Raw genomic sequence first — 24,590 nt, 5'->3', positions numbered from 1 at the left:
AAGGAAAACAATGGTTGAGCTGATTGGGCTTGGAAAGACATTTCATAATAAGCAAAACCAGGTAAAAGCTCTCGAAGATATTAATCTTTCCATATATGAAGGTGAAATATTTGGAATTATAGGCCTTAGCGGAGCTGGAAAAAGTACTTTGGTGCGTTGCATTAATTTATTAGAGATGCCTTCTGCCGGATCTGTAATATTCGACGGAACTGATATCGTTACACTAAAACAGAAAGAACTCTTAAAGGTAAGGCAGTCCATGGGAATGATATTTCAACAGTTTAACCTATTAATGCAGAGGACCGCTTTACAAAACATCTGTTTTCCGCTTGAAATTGCCGGAATATCGAAAAAGGAAGCAAAGCAGAGGGCATTGGAACTGTTGGATATTGTAGGTCTGTCAGAGAAGGCCAATGCATATCCTGCACAGCTGTCCGGTGGACAAAAGCAGAGAATAGCCATAGCCAGAGCCTTGGCTACTAATCCCAAAGTGTTATTGTGTGATGAAGCTACCAGTGCGCTTGACCCGACAACAACCCGGTCTATCTTAAGTTTACTGAAGGAAATCAATCAGAGAACGAATATTACCGTAATTGTCATAACCCATGAAATGAGTGTAATAGAGGAGATTTGTAACAGAGTTGCTATTATTGATCAAAGTAGGATAGCAGAGGTAGGAGAAGTGGAAGAAGTCTTTGCAAAACCGAAATCAAAAATCGCCAGGCAACTGGTTTTCTCCGGTGCAGGTCATATTGAATCCTTTACCGGAAGACATAAACTCCGCATTATCTTTGACGGAAGGACCTCCTTTGAACCGGTAATTGCAAATATGGTATTGGAATGCAAAGCACCGGTGAACATACTCTTTGCCGATACAAAGGATATTGACGGTAAGGCCTTCGGACAGATGATTATTCAGCTTCCGGATGATGAAGTAAGCAGAAAGAAGATATATGCTTATCTACAGACAAACAAGATAAAAAACGAGGAGGTGGAAAGCCATGTGGAATGAGACAGTTCTAAAGATGATAGGGGAAGGAATTTTAGAGACCTTATATATGACAATTTTTTCTTCACTGATAGCTTATGCAATTGGATTACCCCTTGGTATTATGCTGGTGATCACGGATAAGGACGGTATAGCCTCATTCGTCTCCTTAAATAAACTGTTAGGTATCATAGTAAATCTAATACGCTCTGTTCCCTTTATCATCTTGTTGATAGCGGTAATGCCGGTTACTAGGGCAATTGTAGGAACCACCATCGGACCAAACGCAGTTGTAGTTCCCTTAATCATTGCCTCCGCACCTTACATTGCAAGATTGGTGGAATCCTCACTAAAAGAGGTAGACCAGGGGGTGATAGAAGCCGCACAGTCCATGGGAGCTTCTCCAAAACAGATTATCCTGAAGGTATTAATTCCTGAGGCGAAGCCCTCTTTGATTATGGGAAGTGCTATTGCCGTTATAACGATCTTAAGTTATTCCGCTATGGCAGGTTTTGTCGGAGGAGGGGGACTTGGTACCATAGCGATTAATTACGGTTATTATCGATATAAGACAGATATCATGCTGGTAACAGTAGCTATTTTGGTTCTTATAGTTCAGGTGTTTCAAGAGCTGGGCGCTAGATGGATGAAACGATCGGACAGAAGATTAAAATAGAGATAACAATGAATTAATAAGTTTGGAGCAAAAGTAAAGGATGAATAAATATTTAAATACGATTAATGTAAGATGGGAAGCACAAATAAAATCATAGTAAAATCATAATAAATGTTTAAAACAAGTAGAGATTAAATGAAAAAGTTAAATTAAATATCGATAAAAAATCAGATAGATAAATAAGTAAAAAGATTCAATTAACATTAAGATGTTAGGCTTTCCCGATAAGGATAGGATAAAGCGGTATATCAAAACGGCTGTAGTCTGAAAGAGCAAATGAATCGCGAAAAAGAAGGAGGATTTTATAATGAAAAGAATAGTATCAATTGTAGTATTACTTACTGTATTTACGGTGTTACTAAGCGGCTGTGCTGCAAAAGAAGATAAGAAATTAGTAGTTGGTGCCAGTGTCACCCCCCATGCAGAGATATTAGGGATAGCCAAAGAAATTTTAAGTGAGAAAGGTTATGAACTGGAGATTGTAGAATACTCAGATTATGTTCAACCAAATCTGGCTTTGGATGCCGGTGACTTAGATGCGAATTACTTCCAACACCAACCTTATCTTGATCAATTCAGTGAGGAAAGAGGGCTGGATTTAAAATCAGTAGCTATCATTCATTATGAACCGATTGGAATTTATCCCGGTAAGACAGCATCCATTGATGCTTTACCTGACGGTGCTCAGATTACTGTACCTAACGATGCAACCAATGAAGCCAGAGCTTTACTACTATTAGAAGCACAGGGCTTAATCACCATAGCAGATGGAGCAGGACTGGATGCCACTATCAATGATATCGTTGAAAATCCTAAGAATTTAGAAATTGTTGAGATTGAGGCTGCACAGCTGGCCCGTTCTCTGGAGGATGTGGATCTGGCAGTAATTAACGGTAACGTGGCGATACAGGCAGGACTTAATGTAGCCACCGATTCAATTGCATTTGAAGAGAAGGATTCTGTCGCTGCCGAAACCTATGGTAATATTATTGCTGTAAAAAGCGGAGATGAAGACAGAGATGATATTAAAGCTTTGATAGAAGCGTTAAAAAGTGATAAGGTAAGAGATTTTATTAATGATACTTATGAAGGAGCAGTTGTTCCTAAATTCTAATTTACTTAAAATGAAAAGTCATTCCTTTCGAAAGTCAGTAAAAAGTCGGATACTTTACCGGACATTGATACAGCTTCGTCAGGAATGACTTTTTGTTACACCAAAAAACATCATTTGGGAATCATTTACTCGTCAGAAAAAGCCCCAAATTATTGCAGATTAAGGCTTTTTATGTTATTATGGAATAGGGGAACTATAGATGCTTTTTTCACTAATAGGGGGATAATAGTATGAAGAAGGTACTAAAACTTAAAAGGATTTATTTGCTCATCTTACTTCCTGTTTCCTTAATTTTGACTGTGGTTGCAAGAAATAGCAGTTTCTTTGCGGAACAGGTTTTTGCAAGATATATCTATAAATGGATTTCACAAATCATATCACTGATTACCGGTATATTACCGTTTTCATTAGCGGAGATACTTGTGCTGCTTCTGCCGTTTGCGGTATTCCTATTATTCATACGTTTCTTATATAGGTTTATAAAAAAGAAAAATGAACGAAAGACAATATTATTAAAAGGAATTTTGAATATTCTATGCTCTGTAAGTGTCTTATTATTTCTCTTTACCATATTTGCAGGTATTAATTATCATCGATATTCGTTCAGTCATTATGCGAAACTTGAGGTACGGGAATCCAGTGTTGACGAACTATATGCTCTAACGGAAAGTCTAGCTATTCAGGCTAACGAATTACGGGCGAAAGTCCCGGTAACCGATGAAGAGGGCGTCTTTCAACTATCAGAAAGTAATTATCAACTGGCAAAAAAGGCAGAGCAGGCCATGAGGCAGCTATCCAAAGAATATAGTGTGCTAGGAGGAAGATATGGAAAAGCAAAGCCCATCATGCTGTCATCTGTTATGTCTTATACAGAGATTACCGGTATCTTCATACCGTTTACTATGGAGGCTAATGTGAATGTAGATATTCCGGATTATACCATTCCAGCAACCATGTTACATGAGATGGCTCATCTAAGAGGATTTATGAGAGAGGATGAAGCCAATTATATCGCTTATCTGGCAGGGATGGAATCTGACAGCGTAGAGATAAAATATAGTAGTACCATGTTGGCACTTACAATTGCAAGGAATGCTCTGTACAAACAAAGCCCCGATCTATATTTTAAAGTTATGAATCAATGCTCCAAAGAGGTATTAAAGGATATTCGGGCAAACGTGGAATATTGGGTGGAATATGAAGATACTGTGGTTAGTACGGTTGCCAATAAAGTTAATGATACTTACCTAAAAGCCAATGCACAAGCAGATGGAGTGAAAAGCTATGGACGTATGCTGGATCTTCTGTTGGCTAAGTATAGGAAGGATCATGCAGAATAAAAAATAGGATTGCTCACCATTATAAATAATAGGACCGGATACAGGGTTTCCCTTAATACACTATTTGGAGAACATGTTCCTTACTTTGTATCACCTAATACGAACATTTATGTTCGAATAAGGGATACAAAGTAAGGGATGTGTACTCCAACGAGTATGTGTGGGAATCCTGTATCCGGTCCTATTATTTGTTTATAATGGATGGACAATCCTATTTTTTATGGATTTACAATATTAGTTACTTAGGATTGTACCGCTTCATTCATTTAATTTACCAAGGAGCCGGAATTCCATGTAATAGATAAAGAATTAATGGTTGATTTTTTACGTAAGTGTGATATAATTATTAAGTAATTATTAACAAAATATTATACAAATCCCAAATATGTAATAATTATTTAAGGAGAAGGTATGAAACTAAATAAAAAAACACTTGTAACATTTTTAACCGCTCTTATTATGACATTCTGCCTTAGTGATGTGGTAGCCTATGCATCTGAACCGGGAGAAACTGAACAGATACAGGAAACTACTACATATGACGGTGCACAAGCGTTACAAGATCAAAACAGTGTTGCGTCGCAGGATATAGGCACAATGACACCGGTTGAAGATTCTTTGGCAGCGGACACGGATTTAGATGGGACATATACAGAAGGTGCAGATACAGAAGTTTATGAAGAAACTGATTTAGATGCAGAAGAATTAGAGGAAAAACAATATTTTGTAGATGAACAAGGTCAGGTTTATTATATAGAGGAAGAACCGGAAGACATTGTTATTAAAGAGTCGATTGAAGATGAAGTAACAGAAGAAGAGACAGAGGAAGCAGTTAAGCCTTCCTATTCTGAAAAGGATCTAAGATTATTAGCCAGCTTAATTTATGCGGAAGCAGGAAATCAATCCTACAATGGTATGTTGGCTGTAGCAAATGTTGTACTAAATCGCGCAAAGAGCGATGTGTACTGGCATGTTGATACTGTAGAAGAAGTTATTTATGATAAAAAGTGGGCAGTACAGTTTTCCGTTACGATTAAGAGTAAAAAAACCGGCTTAAGTATGCTTGATAAAGCATTAAAGGGATATGATACCGGTAAGTTCACCGGTGCGAATCCGGAAGCGGAGAAAAAAGCTATGAAAAAGGCAATTAAGGCGGCAAAAGCTGCTCTTGAAGGTGAGAATAATATAGGTAGTTACCTATGCTTCCGTGCCAATAACAGATATGCTTCCAGTATAAAAAAGAAATATGATGATTATAAGATTATCGGTGACCACATATTTTACCGCGCAATGTAAATACATATTATAAAATTGATTTATTTAGGGTTGTTCATAGATATATACAGATTAGTGTATATATCTATGAACAACCTTTTAATTTTATTTCATTGTCTATGATTGTATTTTAAATTCGCACTTTTATCTTAAAAAATTTTGTGGTATTATATAACATATGTAATCAGATAATGGGAAACGATAACCCTAACGTATTTAAAAACAACCACAATCTCGTTATTGAATATCATAAAATGAATAGCTTTTTGAAAATAACGAATAAAAATTAATGTAAGGCTATATTATTATTGTTGAATTTTACCGGGAGGAATAACATGGAGAATAAAGATAGATTTGAAAATAATGAAATGGAACCGACAGAAAAAGAAGTGGTTTCAAAAAATTTTATTGAGCTTATTATAGATAAGGACCTGGAAGAAGGTAAAGTAGATAAAATTGTTACCAGATTTCCGCCGGAGCCAAACGGATATCTTCATATTGGACATGCTAAATCCATACTTTTAAACTATGGATTGGCCAAAAAATACGGCGGAAAATTTAATTTAAGATTTGATGATACAAATCCGACTAAGGAAAAGACGGAATTTGTAGATTCCATCATCGAAGATGTGAAGTGGGTTGGTGGTAATTTTGAAGACCGCTTGTTCTTTGCATCGGATTATTTTGATCATATGTATGAGGCAGCAGTGAAACTAATAAAGAAAGGTAAAGCATATGTATGTGATCTTACGGCGCAGGAAATCAGGGAATACCGTGGTACGTTAACAGAGCCGGGAAAGAACAGTCCATACAGGGATCGAAGCATTGAAGAAAACCTTAAGCTTTTTGAGGAAATGAAGAATAGTAAATATCCCGATGGCTCCAAGGTTCTTCGAGCAAAAATCGATATGGCTTCACCTAATATTAATATGCGTGATCCGGTGATTTATCGCGTTGCTAAAATCCCTCATCATAACACAGGAGATAAGTGGTGCATTTATCCTATGTATGATTTCGCACATCCGATTGAGGATGCCATTGAGGGTGTAACACATTCCATCTGTACCTTGGAATTTGAAGATCACAGACCGCTATATGATTGGGTAGTTAGAGAACTGGAGTATGAGAATCCGCCGAAGCAGATTGAGTTTGCCAAGATGTACCTTACGAATGTAATTACCGGAAAAAGATATATAAAAAAATTAGTGGAGGATGGTATCGTAGACGGTTGGGATGATCCCAGACTGGTTTCTATCAGTGCTCTGAGAAGAAGAGGCTTTACACCTGAATCCATACAAATGTTTATGGAACTATGCGGTGTTTCGAAGAGTCATAGTTCTGTAGATTATGCTATGCTTGAATATTGTATCAGAGAGGATCTCAAGCTTAAAGTACCTAGGGTAATGGCAGTACTCGATCCGATTAAACTGGTAATAACCAATTATCCCGAGGATCAGATCGAATATCTGGAGGCGCCTAACAATCAGGAAAATGAAGCAATGGGGGAAAGAAAAGTTCCCTTTGGAAAGTATCTCTATATAGAGAGAGATGATTTTATGATTGAGCCGCCTAAAAAATACTTTAGACTGTTCCCGGGAAATGAAGTACGTCTGATGAATGCGTACTTTGTAACCTGCCATGATTATGTGACGGACGAAAACGGTAAGGTGTTGGAGGTACATTGTACCTATGATCCCGAGACAAGAAGTGGATCCGGTTTTAATGCCAGAAAAGTTAAGGGAACGATTCATTGGGTTGCAGTACAGACAGCTAGGAAGTGCGAGGTTCGCTTATATGAGAATATCGTGGATGAAGAAAAAGGAGTCTATAACGAGGATGGAAGCTTGAACTTAAATCCAAATTCTCTTTCTGTATTAAAGGAATGTTATATTGAACCCAGTGTTTCTGGAGCCGAACCGCCGGCCAGTTATCAATTTTTAAGGCAGGGTTACTTCTGTCTGGATTGTAAAGATACCACCAAGGAACATCCTGTTTATAACAGAATTGTATCAATGAAGAGTTCTTATAAACCGGAGAAATAGTATACGAAGAATTTTAAGAAGAAATGGGGGTTAGGTCAATGTCTAATTTGTTTTCAGGGTTAGAAGCGTTTGGGCTTGGTAATTTATCCAAAATAGATGTATATGATGAAAAGGAGAAAGAAGATGCAGCAAAAAAAGCTGCTGAAGAAAAACCCACTTTCTCTGAAGAGGATAGTATCTTTGATAAATCATATACATGTCCTGTTTGTGATAAAGAGTTCAAGTCAAAAGCAGTTAAGTCAGGTAAAGTAAAATTACTTACCCTAGATTCGGACTTAAGGCCGAAATACCAGTTTATGGATCCGCTTAAATATGATGCGATTGTATGTCCGCATTGTGGGTTTGCGGCATTAAACAGATTTTTCAAATATGTAACCAATGTGCAAGCGGCCCTTATTAAGAAAAATATATCAGTTGCGTTTCGAGGATTAAAAGAATCCGGTGATGTCCTTAGCTATGATGAGGCAATTGCAAGGCATAAGCTGGCTTTGGTTAACTCCATAGTAAAAAAAGCGAAGACATCTGAACGGGCTTATACCTGTTTGAAAACTGCCTGGTTAATCAGAGGGAAAAATGAAACTTTATCTAAGGATTTACCGGACTATAAGAATTTAGTCAACAGTTTGGAGAAGGAAGAGATGGAGTTTATAACGAATGCTTATGATGGATTTGAGGAAGCATTCAGTAAAGAATCTTTTCCTATGTGCGGAATGGATGAAAGTACAATTACTCTTCTTGTTGCTGAATTAGCAAGAAGATGCGGTAAAACAGATGCGGCAGGCAGGTGGATTTCCAAGGTCCTTACTTCAAGAGATTCCCATGAACGGATCAAAGCTAAGGCAAGAGAGATCAAAGAATTAATTAAGGATAATAAATAAATATAATATAGTTAAGTAAGTTTAGAATAACTTTTATATAGAAACCAAGTATTAAAATACAGGCTTACATATGAAAATACTGCGTTGGCTTGTGTTATTAAGAGAAAAGGTAGGAAATTATTTTGAAAGAAAAATTACACACCATACCTGTGAATGAGGCATTTGATACAGACTGTGAGTGTCCGGTCTGTGTCATGAGAAAATCTCTTGAGACAAAAGCAATCGATTTTACAATGGGACCCAGTTATATGGAGGATGATGTGCGTGGAGTTACTTCACAAATGGGTTTTTGTAAAACTCATGTGGAGCTATTATATAAGCATCAGAATCGTCTGGGACTTGCATTAATACTAAAAAGTCATATGGATAAAGTGATTAAGGATGTGGAGAAGAAGACAGGCAATCAATCCAAAATTAGTGTACCCTCTTTATTTAAAAAGAAGGGGGAAGCATCTGAAGTTGTTTCTTATCTGGAGCATATAGAGAACTCCTGTTATATCTGCAGCAAAATTGATGGAACCTTTGAAAGATATATTGCTACGATATTTCATCTGTATCATAATGAAGATGTATTCCGGCAAAAATTCAATGCTTCCAAAGGTTTCTGCACCGAACATTATAATACGCTTTCTATGGCTGCGCCACAGTATTTAAGCGGTGAGGAGCTAAACAGATTTATTACGGAATTAAATACATTATTCCTTGAAAATCTGAAAAGAGTTAGGGATGATTTGGATTGGTTTATAGATAAGTTTGATTATCGATACGCCAATGAGCCTTGGAAAAATTCAAAGGATGCCCTGCCCCGAACACTGACAAAAATGAATCATATAATCTAAAGATGTATGAGGCTGAAGGTGCTTCGTGCATCTCCTGTTTTATTATTAGGCTAACAAAGTTCGCGTGTAAATTATATATTATATCCGAAAAGCACAGAAGGTGCTTTTGAATTATTATGAAATCATATAAATATTTGAAATTGTGGTATAAAGTACCTGAACTGGAATATACTAATGTAGTATATGGAAAGGAAGAAAAGTTATTGCCAGAATGGTAATAACTTTTTCTTTTGCTTGTTATATGAGTGAGACAGGGAAATATCTGATTAAAATACCTTGATAAAAAAAGAAAAATTGAGAAAAAGTAAGTATTTATGAGATAACAAGAGCAATTACTGAATTTGTTGTGGTTTTTGAATAGAAGGGAAGTTGCATATTAAAGGCAATTTTACTAATATATTATCTATCAGTTAGCACTCAATTAAGACGAGTGCTAATAATCAAAGAAGAGAATCTAAAACGATTTGAAGGAGGAATTGTAATGAAGCTAAAACCATTAGGAGATAAGGTAGTTTTAAAACAACTAGTTGCCGAAGAAACAACGAAATCAGGCATTGTTTTACCCGGTCAGGCGAAAGAGAAGCCACAGCAGGCAGAAGTTATTGCTGTTGGCCCCGGTGGAGTAGTAGATGGTAAAGAGGTAGTAATGCAGGTTAAAGTTGGAGATAAGGTGATTTATTCCAAATATGCCGGTACAGAAGTGAAACTTGAGGATGAAGAGTTTATTATCGTAAAACAAAATGATATTGTAGCGGTTGTTGAAGAATAATTAAGGAGGAAAGATAGATATGGCAAAGGAAATTAAATACGGTGCAGATGCCCGTGCAGCACTGGAGACAGGTGTTAATAAATTAGCGAATACCGTTAAGGTTACCCTTGGACCTAAGGGAAGGAATGTGGTTTTAGATAAGTCTTTTGGCACTCCGCTTATTACCAATGATGGTGTTACCATTGCGAAAGAGATAGAATTAGAAGATCCTTTTGAGAATATGGGAGCACAGTTGGTGAAAGAAGTTGCTACCAAAACCAATGATGTTGCCGGTGATGGTACAACTACAGCTACTGTTTTAGCGCAGGCTATGATTAGTGAAGGTATTAAGAACTTAGCAGCAGGAGCAAACCCTATTATTTTAAGAAAGGGTATGAAGAAAGCTACTGAAGTAGCGGTGGAGGCAATTGGAAAGATGAGCTCAACCTTAAAAGGAAAAGAGCAGATTGCCAGAGTTGCGGCTATCTCCGCAGGTGATGATACCGTAGGGCAGTTAGTTGCCGATGCTATGGAGAAGGTTTCTAACGATGGTGTAATTACCATTGAAGAATCCAAGACCATGATGACAGAACTGGATCTTGTAGAAGGTATGCAGTTTGATCGTGGATATGTATCCGCTTATATGTGCACAGATATGGATAAGATGGAAGCGGTACTAGAGAATCCTTATATTCTTATTACAGATAAGAAAATCTCCAATATCCAAGAGATCTTACCGGTATTAGAGCAAATTGTTCAATCCGGTTCAAAATTATTAATTATCGCTGAAGATGTAGAAGGCGAAGCATTAACAACTTTAGTTATCAATAAATTAAGAGGAACATTTACCGTAGTTGCTGTTAAAGCACCAGGCTATGGTGACAGAAGAAAAGCAATGTTACAGGATATTGCTATCTTAACCGGCGGTACCGTAATTTCTGATGAGTTGGGACTTGACTTAAAAGAAACTACTATGGATCAGTTAGGCCGTGCAAAATCCGTTAAAGTACAGAAAGAAAATACAATTATCGTTGATGGCGAAGGTGATAAAGCAGAGATTAATGCAAGAATCAATCAGATAAAAGCACAGATTGAAGAGACTACATCTGAGTTCGATAGAGAAAAATTACAAGAAAGACTGGCAAAACTGGCTGGTGGTGTAGCTGTTATCAGAGTAGGTGCTGCTACCGAGACTGAGATGAAAGAGAATAAGCTCCGTATGGAAGATGCTCTTGCAGCAACCAAGGCAGCAGTAGAAGAAGGCATCGTTGCCGGCGGTGGTTCTGCGTTTATCCACGCTTCCAAGGAGGTTGCACAGTTAGCAGCAACTTTGGAAGGAGATGAGAAGACCGGTGCGAATATTATCTTAAAGGCTTTGGAATCTCCTCTGTTCTGCATCGTATCCAATGCAGGTTTAGAAGGTTCTGTGGTTATCAGTAAGGTAAAAGAAAGCAATCCGGGAATAGGATTTGACGCACTTACTGAAAAATATGTAGATATGGTTGAAGCAGGTATTCTTGATCCTACGAAAGTAACCAGAAGTGCACTTCAAAACGCAACCAGTGTTGCTTCTACTTTATTAACAACAGAATCTGTTGTTGCTAACATTAAATCCAATGAACCGGCTCTACCGGCAGGTGGTGGCGGAATGGGAATGATGTAATAAAGTAAATCATTATTCACATAATACGCCGTAACGGTGGAAAGCCACTGATACAGTTATTAAAACTCCTGTTTGTTCAGATAATTCGAACAAACAGGAGTTTATTATCTTGTGCGCCCGGTAGTGGCCAATGGCAAGGAGGGCGACTCCGAATTTGAAGAAAGCTTTTCTATAATTTATTCCGCCAAAGCTTCATAATATTGATCAATACCATTACAGATACCTTCCACTATTTTATCCTGATAGCTTTCTGTCTGAAGGAGCCTGTCCTCCTTCGGATTAGTCATATAACCCATCTCAATAATTGTGACCGGAATAGAGGACCAGTTAATACCGCTCATATCATCTCTGGTAACAGCTCCATTATTTTTCGCTCCCGTAGATTCACAGATACCCTGAATGACTGCTTCAGATAAAATTTTGCTTTCATCACTTAGATAGGATACATAGGAATTATTCTTTGAAGGATATATGGTACATGCACCGTTTGCTTTCTTGTTTTCAGAGCCGTTGGCATGGATACGAAGGAAGATATCTGCATTACTTTCTTTAGCAAGGATAGCCCTCTCTCTATTGCTCAGATTGACATCGTGGCTTTTCCGAATCATATAAACCTCATAACCGCGGTTTATTAACTCTTGATTTAACTTCTTGGAAACGGTGAGATTAAGCTCGTATTCAGCTATTCCGGTAACGATCCCTTTGGTACCGGAACTTACTTTTGCTTTCATAATCTCTGCTCCTGGACCAATTGGCTCCTTATCATAATTTCCCTGCTTTTGATGACCGGCATCAATAGCGATTAATTTTGTTTCGTTATGTAATGGAATTTGAGGTTGTATATCTTCATTGGGTTGCATCATATGGATATCATCTTTTATATCTTTATCCATAAGAACATCTTTAGGTAGAGGGTCGTTATGAGATGGATTCGGTGGAGTAGATAATAATTCGTCCTCTAAAATTGTGTTCTTTTCCGGAAAAGAGGTTTGTGCTTTGTTATCATTTGCTATTCCAGGATTAGATGGAAATTCCTTAGAGAAGGTAGTTTCATTCACATTCCTCCAGCGGATTGCATTTATACTGTGGGAATTGCCGGCAATACTATCTTTTGGTTTTAAGGATAACAATAAGAAAACAGCCAGGATCAACATAACAGCTGGTATAACCGGTAATCTGAGTTTTTTATTTTTTAAGACATTCCTTTTCTTTTTGTATTTCATAAAAGACCATCCTATCTTGTAAGAGTTTTAAAGGATTATAATGATCAACCTTCTACATTGGATTTTTTATGTATGATACGATATGAAATTTGAGTAACAATTATACCGGGTGTCCGGATAACATAGGAACGATAAAGAAGATTTATGATTAATAAGTGAGAGCAATTCATACTATGATTGTATCATATAAGTACCTTTATTTCATTATCTGAATTACTGAAATACATTTTATCCTACTGTTCTATATATCATAGTTATTTTATATAATTATGGTATCTATATCAATGATTGACAACCTTTCATTTATTGTATATGATAAACAAGTATAGCGTTCAGTAGATGCTAATGCATATTATCCGGTATGATTTCTTATATAGTAAGGATCTATTCGAGGTGTATTTAACTATATCTATGTTTGTCCGATAACTTATATGATAAATCATCCTTAAAAATATGTATCGTTATTTTGAAACGTTGTACATGTAAAAAATATAACATTAATTTATGCTAGGGGAGCGACGAGCTGAGAGGTGTATGATATATACACTGACCCTCACTACTTGATCCGGTTAATACCGGCGGAAGGAAGCAATCAAGTGGTCCCTCCTAAGCAACTAAAGGAGGTTTTTTTATGTTTCAAAAGGTTTTTGATTTTTTAATTGACACTAATGTTACAGAATGGGGCACGGATTATACGCCGACAATGGCCGGCAATATAACTCTGTTAATTATAATTGCTCTATTATTTATAGCGATGCTGGTCTTTAGTGGAGGTAATCGGACAAAAGCGAATGCAAAGCAGTTAGCTTTCAGTGCTGTTGCTATGACTTTGGCGGTAGTTACATCAATCTATACAGTTTATAAATTTCCTTTTGGAGGTTCAATTACCCTGTTTCGTATGTTCTTTATCAGTCTTATCGGTTATCTGTACGGAACAAGGGTTGGTGTTATGACCGGTATAGCTTATGGTCTTCTAGATTTTGTTCTGGATCCGTATGCAATTCATTTTATACAACCTCTCTTGGATTATCCGATTGCATTTGGATTTTTAGGTCTGAGTGGTGTTTTTGCTAAATCCAAGTACGGTATTATTAAGGGTTATATCCTCGCAGTATTCGGAAGATACTTATGTCATGTTTTAACCGGTATTATCTTCTTCTCTGAATATGCAGGGGATCAAAATCCTATTATTTACTCATTGGGATATAATGCATCCTATATCGCGCCGGAGGCTATTATAACAATACTGATTCTTATGATACCGGCAGTAAGGCAGGGTCTTACACAGGTAAAAAGGATGGCAATCCAAAATTAAAGAAAGTTTTTATGAAATCAGATGGACTTAAAATATACCGACTATCGCCTGCATATGATAGATAATAAGAAAACTTTGAAGGAAAATCGCGAATGAACAAGTTTTTTACAGGCTTAGCATTTCTTTTGATCGGTATATTGTTTATCTACATACTAGTTGAAGGAAAAGAAAGGCTGGAACAAAAGCAGGTAGTGTCGGAGAGAATAGTGAACGGGCAACGTAGTATTGAGTTAATGGCTGAGATGGAAAATATGATGCATAGAGAAAAGGATACAAGCAGCCAGACCAGTTCAGATGAAATGCCTGATTATACCAAACTTTACCCGGATTTATATACGGAATACTGTATACCAAAACCGATGGAAAAGGGTAAAAAAATAGCATATCTTACTTTTGACGATGGTCCAAGTGAAAATACCTTTAAGGTATTAGATATCCTTGAAGAAAGGAATGTGAGAGCAACCTTTTTTCTCGTTGGTACATCCATTACTGCGGAGAGAGAGGATTGCCTACAACGAATGGTAAATGAAGGCCATACGATTGGAATACATTCTTACTCACATATATGTAATGAAATCTATTGTTCGATTGAACGATATTTAGATGATTTTAATACGATTTATCAACAGATTTATGAGATAACAGGAGAGCGAGTTAGTATTTACCGATTTCCGCTTGGAAGTAATAATGGATACAGTAAGAAAATTAAGGATGCACTGATAGAAGAAATGGAACGAAGAGGTTTTACCTGTTATGACTGGAACGTAAGTGCTAATGATTCTATTGGTAAACCGACAGCATATTCTATCCGCCAAAATATAGAGAAGGACTTAAAAAACCAGGATTATCCTATCATTTTACTTCATGATTCGGCTATCAATGATACTACAGCTAAAATACTTCCGGATATTATTACATTACTAAGTGAAAAAGGATATGAGTTTGATACATTGGATAAACGGGTTCCATATCAGTTTCAATGGTGAGTTTTGTGATTAATATGTTAAGAACGATATCTGCGCGATTAAAAACAGAGGTGTATAGACTGAACTAATGGTAAGAAGTGATTGAATATTTAAAGATTATTGCTTGTTTTGATTACTATCTGTCAATTTACTTGAATTTTTATGTATATGTGGTATAATATAGTAAAGATTACCTACTTCTCTTAAAGAGAATAGTTAATTGCAGTAACTTAAGGATAAAACCAAGGTTTATCTGTTGGGAAGGTGATGAATGTGAACGTATCGGGAGTAAGTTCAAAAGCATATGAGCAACTATCAACTATGAAGAAATTAAATTCAGCATCTGATAATGCAGCAGGTTTAGCAATTGTAGAAAAATTGAATTCACAGGAAAACGGTTACAATAAGGGTACGGAGAATGCCGAAGCCGGTCAGGATATGTATCGGGTGGCAGAAGGAGGACTTTCAAGCATAACCGATAGTCTTCAAAGAATGCGTGAATTAAGTCTTCAGGCCATGAATGTTACCTATGGAGACAGTGAGAAGAGTGCGATCCAGGATGAAATAGAAGGCTTAAAGGCATCTATTCAGGATGCTGCAAAGGGAACGCAGTTTAATACACTTAAGTTGTTAGACGGTAGTATGACAGATAAAATGCTTGCTACGAATCCGGACGGATCAGGTATGAAGATTGAATTATCAGATTCTACCATAGAATCCTTAGGTATTGCTGATTATGACGTAACGAAAGAGATTGATATCAGTAAAATAGATCAGGCTCTAAACATGGTGAATAAGTATCGATCCGGCATTGGAGCGAATAGTAATCGTCTGGAGCATACCATACAATATAATAACTATGCTGCTTTGAATTTGGCTGAGAGCTCTTCACGAATTGAAGATGCAGATGTTGCAAAGTCTGTATCTGATTTAAAGAAAGATCAGATTCTTAATCAATACCGGATGTTCGCTATGAGAGCAAAAAATGATCAAGCTAGAAAAGGGATATCTGCCTTACTAGGTAATTAAATATAAGTATTCCTAATATATCAAATAAATAAATGAAGTGAATGGAGCTTCATTTCTATCTTATTGGTAATTCTGTTTGGCATCATAACAAATGTATATGTATACATTGTTTACCATGATGATTTAAACAGAGTTCAAATAGGTCAGAAATGTAGCTCCATATTAATAAAATAATATAATGTCCTTATTATTTCTTATAATTCTGCAATTCGGGTTACAGCGACATAGATACCGGATATCTTATACCAGGTAGGGAAATCTACTATTCCTGTCTGGGGTAAATTAAATATCTGTTGAAATGCTCTTACTGCATCTGCAGTTCCTTCTCCAAACTGTCCGTCTACGGCAACTTTAGGTATTGTGGTATAGGTGTCGGCGATCCGATTTAATTGCTCCTGAATCATTCTTACTGAGGCACCACTGGAACCAATGGTTAAGTTGGACCCCGGCCAGGAAGCCGGTACCCCGGATACTTCCTTTGCAGTATTGATATAGATAGAATCCCCGTAAAAGTTTCTTAATATTTCAATGGCACTTAATCCCTGTTCTCCCAGATCCTTTGAGCCCCATTGGGTCATCCAGTTAGGACATTGAACTCTGTAACCATCACAATACTGGGTTAATATGGGCTGCTTCACGTTTGGTCTGGATAGATAGTTAACAAATAATTCATCCACGGCTAAACCAATATTACTATAGATATTCCTTCCTGAAATCCATTTGTGATCAAAAGCAGTAGAAGAAGTAACGGTAAAATTATAGCCTTGATTTCGATACCATTCTGTGTATACCCGGTTTAACGTAAAGGAAAGGATCGCTAAAATATTGGCATTAATTGTCTGTGCCGGCCAGGTAGCATAAATTTCACTGGAAGCTACATTTTTAATATAATCCCGGAATCTGATATAATAGTTCGCTGCGGCTGTATCCGTTGGTGGTCCGTCATGGACGACTACAAATTCAGGAATAACAACAGCGGCTAATACGATTTCTCCGGTTTCTCCAACAGGTTTTATCTCTGATTCGGCAATTTTGGGAGGATAGTCTCCGAATAAGGTATGAGGAGGAATAACAAATAATTCTCCACCGTTTAAGGTTTCGGCTGCACTTAAGGTGGTGTCTTGAAGCGCAGTTACGCCGGGAAGTATCTCGGCGTTATTAACGGTGACCGGTGCGAAATCCGGAGCCTCAACCTTTATATTGAACTCGGAATAAGGTTGAACCGTAGAACCGGGAGTTAAGCTGTATTCAAGCGGGGGAGCCGGAAGCTCTATCTCTTCAGTTAAACCGGATGTATTGGTAGTAAATTGTTCAATAATTTCATCGGGAAATGAAGAGGAGTAGATTGTCACTGTAGCGTCCTCTATGGGAGCGAGTCCTTCGGTGGTACTACGTACTTGTAGCCTACCAAAATTCTGTGTATCCATTTGTGTTGGATATACGCGTATTTTTGGTTTAGTATCATTATTAAAGGTATTGATATACTTCATATAGTTACCTCGATCATTCATTCAATAATAGAGTATGATGAATAAAAATAAGATGTGATAATTATACACCTATTCTTGTTACGCCTACAAAAATATGTGAAATTTTATACCAGGTAGCACGATCCACGACACCCGTTACCGGTAAGCTGAAGATTCGTTGAAAGGTACGAACCGATTCCGCTGTTCTGGGACCATAGATTCCATCCACCGCTAGCCTTGGAATTGCTGTATATGCCTGGGCGATTCGATTTAACTGTTCTTGTATAGTTCGCACACTATTTCCTCTAGAGCCTGTGGTTAAATTGGTACCCGGCCAGGAAGAAGGTACTCCGGATACTTCAACTGCAGTATTAATGAACATAGAATCTCCATAATAATTTCGTAGAATCTGTATCGCTGAATATCCCTGATCGCCCAAATATTTAGAACCCCATTGTGTCATCCAACCGGGACATTCTACTTTAACTCCGTCGCAATACTGGGTTAATATCGGCTGTCTTACATTCGGGTAAGAAAGATAATTTACAAAGACAGAATCAACCAATACACCGATATTAGCATAGATATTTCGGCCGTTAATCCATTTGTGATCGTATGCGGTAGACGATGTAATAGTGAAATTATAACCCTGGCCACGATACCATTCCGTATATACTCGGTTTAAGGTAAAGGACAGTATAGCAAGGATATTAGCATAAATTGTAGCTTCCGGCCAGGTAGCATAGATTTCACTGGAAGCTACGTTTTTAATGTAATCACGAAAGCGCACCCAATAATTGGTTGAAGGACTGTTAGGCGGTCCGTCATGAACGATTACAAACTCAGGAATAACGACCTGAGTCAGCACGATCTCCCCAGTTTCACCGACTGGCTTAATTGGATCCTCCGGAATTTTAGGCGGATAGTCACCATATAGAACATGTGGTGGTATCACATATAGTTCTTCTTCATCCGTTTCTAATTCTAATGGACTCAAGGTTGCATCTTGCTCGGCTAATATATCAGGGAAGATTTCTACGTTGGAATACAGGGCTGTCTCATAGCCGGGGGCGCTAACCCGGATATCATATTGGGAATAGGGTTGTTCCGGTACAGGCTCTTGGCTATAGGCAACCGGTGGTGCTGGTAAGGGAAGTATCTCCGTAAGTCCGGATGCGTCGGTCGTAAGCTGTTCTATTATGTTATCTGCTTCGCCCGGTAAAGTAACTGTTACAGTTGCGTTTTCAATCGGTATAAATCCCAAGGATGTACATCGTACCTGAAGGCTACCCAGAGACTGGGTTTCCATCTGCGCAGGATAAACCCTTATTTTATCAGAAGTCCCTAAATTCACGTTACGTGAACTGACTTTCTTATTTATCTTGTTATCAGAGGGAAAATGAATATACATAAAGAATGAACCTCAATCCTCTCATTTTAATACTAACTTATGTTATGTGATAAAAATTGTGATTAATTATGTAAGCTCATTAAATTAATAAAGAAAGTTATAAAAATTTATAAAAACCACTTGTAATTATGGTTTGAATATGTTAAGATTTTAAAAATTAATCAAAAATATGCATAAATATGCATTGGCTATCAATAAAATATACAGCAGAATGAATTGAAGGACCAATTCATTTTATTATGTATCAGTCGATATACAACGGAGTATATCCCCTGTTTAGGGGCATATACTCTTTTCTTATGTAAATCTATATAATTATACAGAAAGGAATAGGTGAAACAATGAAAGCATTCTTAATTCTGGAGGATGGCAATATTTTTACGGGTGAGCATATAGGCTCACAGAAAGAAATCATCAGTGAGATCGTATTTAATACCGGAATGACAGGGTATTTGGAGGTACTGACGGATCCATCCTATGCGGGACAGAGTGTAGTTATGACTTATCCCTTAATTGGTAACTATGGTATCTGTAAGGATGACATGGAATCTAAGAAACCCTGGGTGGATGCTTTTATAGTCAGGGAGCTTTCAAGAATGCCCAGTAATTTTCGTAACGAAGAAAGTATTCAGAGTTTTTTGGAAAGGAATAATATTCCCGGCATTGCAGGCATTGATACCAGAGCATTGGTTAAGCTGTTAAGAAGCAAAGGAACTATGAACGGTATGCTTACTACAAATGAGAATTTTAATAAGGAAGAAGTTCTGTCAAAAATCCATCAGTATAAGGTAGCCGAAGTTATAAAAAAGACAACAGGAAAGCAAAAAATTGTGATACCTGCAGCGAAAGAAAGCCAGAAGGTATATAAAGTAGCTTTAATGGACTACGGCATGAAATTAAACATAGCCAGATCCCTGGCAAAAAGAGGTTGTGAGGTTACCATATATCCGGCATTCACCGCAAGTGAAGAGGTATTGATGGATAAACCGGATGGCATCATGCTATCCAACGGACCGGGAGATCCAAAGGAATGCAAAGAGGTCATAGCTGAGGTGAAAAAACTATATGATAGTGATGTTCCCATATTTGCTATCTGTCTCGGGCATCAGCTACTGGCTCTTGCCAATGGTGGTGATACTGAGAAAATGAAATATGGTCACCGCGGAGCCAATCATCCGGTAAAGGACTTAAAATCCGGTAGAGTGTATATCTCAACGCAAAACCATGGATATATGGTGAAAGAAGATAGTATACCAAAGGAAAGGGCTAAGGTGAGTTTTATCAATGTAAATGACAAAACCGTTGAGGGACTACGTTATTTGGATAAAAAAGTATTCTCTGTACAGTTTCATCCGGAAGCTTGTGCAGGTCCCATGGACAGTGAGTTTTTATTTGATGAATTTATCAATATGATGGAGGTGCAAGGATAATGCCTAAATTGGAAAGCATAAAAAAAGTATTAGTAATTGGATCCGGGCCGATCATCATAGGGCAGGCAGCAGAGTTTGATTATGCAGGAACCCAGGCTTGTCGTTCTTTGAAAGAAGAGGGTGTATGTGTGGTTTTGGTAAATTCAAATCCCGCTACCATAATGACTGATAAAGATATCGCGGATATTGTTTATATAGAGCCTTTGACACCGGATTTTGTAAAGCAAATTATTATAAAAGAAAAGCCTGACAGTGTACTCCCTACGCTGGGTGGGCAGGCAGCACTAAATATAGCAATGGAACTGGAGGAATCCGGATTTTTAAGAGATCATAATGTCAAATTAATCGGAACCACTTCCGAAACAATCAAAAAAGCAGAGGACCGTCTGGAATTTAAGAAAACGATGGAGCGTATTGGAGAACCCTGTGCACCCAGTGAAGTAGTTACCACAGTGAAAGATGCAATAAATTTTGCTGAAAGTATTGGATATCCGGTTGTGGTTCGACCGGCTTATACCTTGGGTGGCAGTGGCGGCGGTATCGCGGATAACAGGGAAGAACTGGTTGATATATGTTCGAACGGACTTCGCCTTAGCCGTGTAGGTCAATGCCTGATTGAACGCTCTATTGCAGGATGGAAAGAAATAGAATACGAAGTTATGCGCGACAGTAAAGGAAACTGTATTACTGTTTGTAACATGGAAAACATAGACCCTGTGGGAGTTCATACCGGAGACAGCATTGTAGTTGCACCCTCCCAGACCCTGGGAGATAAAGAGTACCAGATGCTTCGAAGTGCTTCTATTAATATCATAACTGAATTAAATATTACGGGGGGCTGTAACGTACAATATGCCCTTCATCCGGATACCTTCGAATACTGTGTTATTGAGGTAAATCCGAGGGTTAGTCGTTCATCAGCATTGGCATCAAAGGCTACCGGATATCCGATTGCCAAGGTTGCAGCGAAAATAGCACTCGGGTATCATTTGGATGAAATCCAAAATGCAGTTACGAAGAAAACTTATGCCAGCTTTGAGCCTACCCTGGATTATGTCGTAGTAAAAATACCAAAGTGGCCCTTTGATAAATTCATTACGGCTAAGAGAGCGCTCTCGACCCAGATGAAAGCAACGGGTGAAGTTATGGCTATCAGTACGAATTTTGAAGCGGCGCTGATGAAAGCAATACGTTCCCTTGAACAGAATATCTACAGCCTAAAGTATGGTGACTATGATCGAATGACTGAGGAAGAAATTCGAGGCGCATTGTATCAGGTAGATGACAGAAGACTATTTGTTATAGCAGAAGCAATCCGTAGAGGTATGTCCTATGAAGAAATCCATCAAGTTACAAAGATTGATTTGTGGTTCGTTGATAAAATTGCTATCTTAGTGGAGACAGAAAAGGAACTGCTTAAGGTCGGCAGGATGGAGAAAGATGGGAAAGATATCCTCGTAGACTTTATTGAACTCTTGCGAAAAGCAAAACAATTAGGATTTCCTGATCGTGTGATTGCAGAGTTAACGAAGATACCTTCGGACCGGATTAAGAGCATAAGAAAAGAGAATAACATAATAGCAGCTTATAAGATGGTGGATACCTGTGCAGCAGAGTTTGATGCGGAAACACCGTATTACTATTCTTGCTTTGGCAGTTTTAATGAGGTAGAAAAGACCGAAGGTAAAAAGAAGATTATGGTACTTGGTTCTGGTCCTATACGAATTGGGCAAGGCATTGAATTTGACTATTGTTCTGTACACAGTGTATGGGCATTATCAAAAAGCGGATGTGAGACGATTATTGTTAATAATAATCCGGAGACCGTAAGTACAGATTTTGATGTGGCCGATAAGCTATACTTTGAACCCCTAACTCCGGAAGATGTAGAAAATATTGTGGATATGGAAAAACCGGATGGAGCTGTGGTACAGTTCGGCGGCCAGACAGCCATCAAGCTGACGCAGGCCTTGCTTAAAATGGGGGTCCCTATTCTGGGTACCTCGGCAGAAGATGTAGATGCCGCGGAGGATCGGGAACTTTTTGATAAGATACTGGAAAAATGTCAGATACCCCGACCCGCAGGAAAGACGGTGTATACAACCGAAGAAGCTTTAATGGCAGCCAATGAACTGGGATATCCGGTACTGGTAAGACCTTCTTATGTTCTTGGAGGTCAGGGTATGCAGATTGCCATATCCGATGATGATATTACAGAATTTATGAGTATCATAAATCAAACGGTTCAGGAACACCCAATCCTGGTAGATAAGTATCTGATGGGTAAGGAAGTGGAGGTGGATGCCGTCTGTGACGGAGAGGATATCCTCATCCCCGGCATTATGGAGCATATTGAAAGAGCCGGTATCCATTCCGGCGACAGTATCTCTGTTTACCCTTCTCAAAATATCAGTGAGAAGGCAAAAAAAGAGATTGTAGATTATACGAAGAAGCTAGCCAATTCTCTTCATGTAATCGGTTTAATCAATATTCAGTTTATCGTATATCAGGAACAAGTTTATGTAATAGAGGTGAATCCCAGATCAAGCCGTACCGTGCCCTATATTAGTAAGGTGACCGGTATTCCCATCGTTGATATAGCAACAAAGGTTATTCTGGGAGATAAAATAAAATCCTTAGGATATACTCCCGGGTTATGGCCCGAATCAGAGTACATTGCCATTAAAATGCCCGTATTCTCCTTTGAGAAATTAAGAGGTGCTGAGATAAGTCTTGGACCGGAGATGAAGTCAACCGGAGAATGCTTAGGAATAGCAAAGAAATTCCATGAAGCATTGTATAAAGCATTTTTAGGAGCCGGTGTTAATCTTCCGAAGCATAGGAAGATGATAATGACAGTGAAGGATTCGGATAAGGAAGAGGCTTTAGAAATCGGAAAAAGGTTAAAAGCACTGGGTTATGAGATCTATGCAACCGAGGGAACTGCCGCAATGTTAAATAAACATGGGATCACTGCAGTAGAAATACGTAAAATTGAGCAGGGTAGTCCCAATATTCTAGATCTAATACTGGAACATCAGATTGATCTGGTGATAAATACGCCAACGCAAGGAAGAGATAAAGCACGGGATGGATTTTTGATTAGAAGAATTTCAATAGAAACAGGAGTCACCTGTTTTACCTCCCTGGATACGGCCAATGCATTGCTTACCAGTATGGAGAATGAAGATCTGAAAAACTTGACATTGGTGGATGTTGCGAAGATTGGGTAATCATGATAGATGTAGTGGAGGCTGTTGCAAAATATTCCATCAAGAGAAAGAGGAACATTGAGTCCCCACACACACTCGTTGGAGTACAAAACCCTCGATTTATTTTCCTGATTCGTACATAAATGTTCGTATCAGGAAAAACAAATCGAGGGTTTTGTTCGCCAAATAGTGTATTAAGGGGACACCAATGTTCCTCTTTCTCTTGATTCACCTATATTCTGCGCCAACCTTTTTACGTTACTGTTGTTTATCACATGTTATATCTTAAAAATAGGGTGTAATTATTATCCAACGAAAGACACGTTTTCACTCGGTTGCAGCACATAGCGGTACATAGGGTTGCTGCAGAAAAATACAACTATCACAACCTAAGTTGCGATGGCGGAAAACGGTTTTTTATAGATTAATAATCACACCCTTTGTTTTAAGTACTTGATGTGATAAACACCGTAGTTTTTTAAGATATCATCCGACTTTTACGGTAAAATAAATTCCAGACTTCAAGAAGAATGGAATTTATGGTTGTCACTGGTGTTATCTGGATTACTTCCGGTTCGGAATGATCTCCAGCCAATACCCATCGGGATCGCTGATGAAATAAATGCCCATACCGGGATTTTCGTAACAGATACAATCCATCTCCTTATGTTTTTTGTAAGCTGCTTCGTAATCGTCAACTACAAATGCCAGATGGAACTCATTGTCACCTAGGTTATATGGGCGGTCCCAGTCTCTAAGCCAGGTTAATTCCAGCTGATGAGGTGTAGAACCGTCTCCAAGAAAAACTAATACAAATTCACCTGTTTCCGGAGAATGTCTCTTAACTTCTTTTAGTCCTAAAGCCTTATCGTAAAATTCCAGAGACTTATCTAAATCTAATACATTAAAGTTATTATGTGCAAATTTAAAGTTCATTGAAATCACCTTCCTTTTTATTGTATGATATTATTAT

Annotated in this window: 19 protein-coding genes and 1 riboswitch; of the genes, 15 read left to right on the top strand and 4 right to left on the bottom strand. The window is 38.0% G+C overall.

Annotated elements, in window-relative coordinates; genetic code table 11:
- Positions 1 to 10: 10 nt before the first annotated feature.
- From I5677_RS11805 to groL, 10 genes are all read left to right on the top strand, one after another.
- Positions 11 to 1,012, top strand: coding sequence for a methionine ABC transporter ATP-binding protein (locus tag I5677_RS11805; RefSeq protein ID WP_243456587.1), 1,002 nt, complete (start codon positions 11 to 13; stop codon positions 1,010 to 1,012).
- Entirely contained in the window at positions 1,002 to 1,664 is a 663-nt protein-coding gene (locus tag I5677_RS11800; RefSeq protein WP_197661825.1) for a methionine ABC transporter permease, read from the top strand. The genes I5677_RS11805 and I5677_RS11800 overlap by 11 nt, the downstream gene beginning before the upstream one ends.
- 307 nt (positions 1,665 to 1,971) lie before the next feature.
- A complete protein-coding gene (locus I5677_RS11795; RefSeq protein WP_197661824.1) occupies positions 1,972 to 2,778 on the top strand; it encodes a MetQ/NlpA family ABC transporter substrate-binding protein in 807 nt (268 codons plus the stop codon).
- A gap of 230 nt (positions 2,779 to 3,008) precedes the next feature.
- Positions 3,009 to 4,118 carry a DUF3810 domain-containing protein gene (locus I5677_RS11790; protein WP_197661823.1) on the top strand — a complete coding sequence of 370 codons (1,110 nt, stop codon included), beginning with the start codon at positions 3,009 to 3,011 and terminating at the stop codon, positions 4,116 to 4,118.
- A 411-nt stretch (positions 4,119 to 4,529) separates the two neighbouring features.
- A complete protein-coding gene (locus I5677_RS11785) occupies positions 4,530 to 5,414 on the top strand; it encodes a cell wall hydrolase (RefSeq protein ID WP_197661822.1) in 885 nt (294 codons plus the stop codon).
- A 314-nt stretch (positions 5,415 to 5,728) separates the two neighbouring features.
- The gene (locus tag I5677_RS11780) at positions 5,729 to 7,435 is read left to right on the top strand and encodes a glutamine--tRNA ligase/YqeY domain fusion protein (protein WP_243456580.1); all 1,707 of its coding nucleotides are present in this window, start codon (positions 5,729 to 5,731) and stop codon (positions 7,433 to 7,435) included.
- Positions 7,436 to 7,473: 38 nt separating this feature from the next.
- Positions 7,474 to 8,313, top strand: coding sequence for a DUF2225 domain-containing protein (locus tag I5677_RS11775; protein ID WP_197661821.1), 840 nt, complete (start codon positions 7,474 to 7,476; stop codon positions 8,311 to 8,313).
- 122 nt (positions 8,314 to 8,435) lie between these two features.
- Entirely contained in the window at positions 8,436 to 9,152 is a 717-nt protein-coding gene (locus tag I5677_RS11770) for a DUF6062 family protein (protein ID WP_197661820.1), read from the top strand.
- Between the two features lie 481 nt (positions 9,153 to 9,633).
- Positions 9,634 to 9,921: a co-chaperone GroES gene (locus tag I5677_RS11765; protein ID WP_197661819.1), complete on the top strand. Its 288-nt coding sequence runs from the start codon at positions 9,634 to 9,636 to the stop codon at positions 9,919 to 9,921.
- 19 nt (positions 9,922 to 9,940) lie between these two features.
- Entirely contained in the window at positions 9,941 to 11,563 is a 1,623-nt protein-coding gene (groL, locus tag I5677_RS11760; RefSeq protein ID WP_197661818.1) for a chaperonin GroEL, read from the top strand.
- A gap of 176 nt (positions 11,564 to 11,739) precedes the next feature.
- Here groL and I5677_RS11755 read toward each other — a convergent pair whose 3' ends face one another.
- Entirely contained in the window at positions 11,740 to 12,786 is a 1,047-nt protein-coding gene (locus I5677_RS11755; RefSeq protein WP_243456579.1) for an N-acetylmuramoyl-L-alanine amidase family protein, read from the bottom strand.
- A 499-nt stretch (positions 12,787 to 13,285) separates the two neighbouring features.
- Positions 13,286 to 13,390, top strand: a riboswitch (TPP riboswitch).
- Between the two features lie 27 nt (positions 13,391 to 13,417).
- Here I5677_RS11755 and thiT point away from each other — a divergent pair.
- The 3 genes from thiT (at position 13,418) to I5677_RS11740 (ending at position 16,095) form a co-directional block, all read left to right on the top strand.
- Positions 13,418 to 14,101, top strand: a complete 684-nt coding sequence (gene thiT, locus I5677_RS11750; RefSeq protein WP_197661817.1) for an energy-coupled thiamine transporter ThiT — start codon at positions 13,418 to 13,420, stop codon at positions 14,099 to 14,101.
- A 92-nt stretch (positions 14,102 to 14,193) separates the two neighbouring features.
- On the top strand, positions 14,194 to 15,087 hold the full coding sequence (locus tag I5677_RS11745) for a polysaccharide deacetylase family protein (RefSeq protein WP_197661816.1): 894 nt from the start codon (positions 14,194 to 14,196) through the stop codon (positions 15,085 to 15,087).
- Positions 15,088 to 15,339: 252 nt separating this feature from the next.
- Positions 15,340 to 16,095: a flagellin gene (locus I5677_RS11740; protein WP_197661815.1), complete on the top strand. Its 756-nt coding sequence runs from the start codon at positions 15,340 to 15,342 to the stop codon at positions 16,093 to 16,095.
- 194 nt (positions 16,096 to 16,289) lie between these two features.
- On the opposite strand, the gene I5677_RS11735 is transcribed toward I5677_RS11740, so the two are convergent.
- Positions 16,290 to 17,585, bottom strand: coding sequence for a peptidoglycan-binding protein (locus tag I5677_RS11735; protein WP_197661814.1), 1,296 nt, complete (start codon positions 17,583 to 17,585; stop codon positions 16,290 to 16,292).
- A 61-nt stretch (positions 17,586 to 17,646) separates the two neighbouring features.
- A complete protein-coding gene (locus I5677_RS11730; RefSeq protein WP_197661854.1) occupies positions 17,647 to 18,873 on the bottom strand; it encodes a peptidoglycan-binding protein in 1,227 nt (408 codons plus the stop codon).
- Positions 18,874 to 19,316: 443 nt separating this feature from the next.
- On the opposite strand from I5677_RS11730, the gene I5677_RS11725 reads away from it, so the two are divergent.
- Both I5677_RS11725 and carB read left to right on the top strand, forming a co-directional pair.
- On the top strand, positions 19,317 to 20,405 hold the full coding sequence (locus tag I5677_RS11725) for a carbamoyl phosphate synthase small subunit (RefSeq protein ID WP_197661813.1): 1,089 nt from the start codon (positions 19,317 to 19,319) through the stop codon (positions 20,403 to 20,405).
- Positions 20,405 to 23,638: a carbamoyl-phosphate synthase large subunit gene (carB, locus tag I5677_RS11720; RefSeq protein ID WP_197661812.1), complete on the top strand. Its 3,234-nt coding sequence runs from the start codon at positions 20,405 to 20,407 to the stop codon at positions 23,636 to 23,638. The genes I5677_RS11725 and carB overlap by 1 nt, the downstream gene beginning before the upstream one ends.
- Before the next feature lie 543 nt (positions 23,639 to 24,181).
- Here the strand turns inward: carB and I5677_RS11715 are convergent.
- Positions 24,182 to 24,553 carry a VOC family protein gene (locus I5677_RS11715; RefSeq protein WP_197661811.1) on the bottom strand — a complete coding sequence of 124 codons (372 nt, stop codon included), beginning with the start codon at positions 24,551 to 24,553 and terminating at the stop codon, positions 24,182 to 24,184.
- Positions 24,554 to 24,590: the final 37 nt, after the last annotated feature.

Source organism: Mobilitalea sibirica, from assembly GCF_015999265.1.
Classification (GTDB): domain Bacteria; phylum Bacillota; class Clostridia; order Lachnospirales; family Lachnospiraceae; genus Mobilitalea; species Mobilitalea sibirica.
This window is presented reverse-complemented; position numbering and strand designations above follow the sequence as displayed.